This is a genomic window from Polaribacter sargassicola, from assembly GCF_021991835.1.
GTDB lineage: Bacteria > Bacteroidota > Bacteroidia > Flavobacteriales > Flavobacteriaceae > Polaribacter > Polaribacter sargassicola.
In genome coordinates this window covers 1-296 of the sequence record NZ_JAHDAU010000186.1, presented here as the reverse complement: position 1 = coordinate 296, position 296 = coordinate 1, and the positions used below count along the sequence as shown (strand labels likewise).

At 72.6% G+C, this 296-nt stretch carries 1 protein-coding gene; it reads right to left on the bottom strand.

Annotated elements, in window-relative coordinates; all coding sequences use genetic code 11:
- Positions 1-296, bottom strand: a 296-nt coding sequence (gene rsmI / locus KI686_RS17640) for an SAM-dependent methyltransferase (RefSeq protein WP_237590390.1), incomplete at both ends; no start/stop codon positions are given.

Here is a 296-nt window from a genome sequence, read left to right as displayed (position 1 = left end):
AGAACACCATCGTGCGGGGTTCGGATGCGAGCGCCGACAGGGTCGAGCGCCGCTCCCCCGGCTTGCGCGGCAGGAAGCCCTCGAACGTGAAGCGGTCGGTGGGGAGACCCGAGATCGCCAGGGCCGTCAGCACCGCGCTCGGCCCGGGAATCGCGGTCACCATCACACCGCGCTCCACGGCGGCAGCCACAAGGCCGTAGCCGGGGTCGCTCACGGCGGGCATCCCGGCATCGCTGACGACGACGACGTCCTGCTCCTCCGCGAGCTCGGCGAGCTCGGCGGCCTTGGGCTGCTCG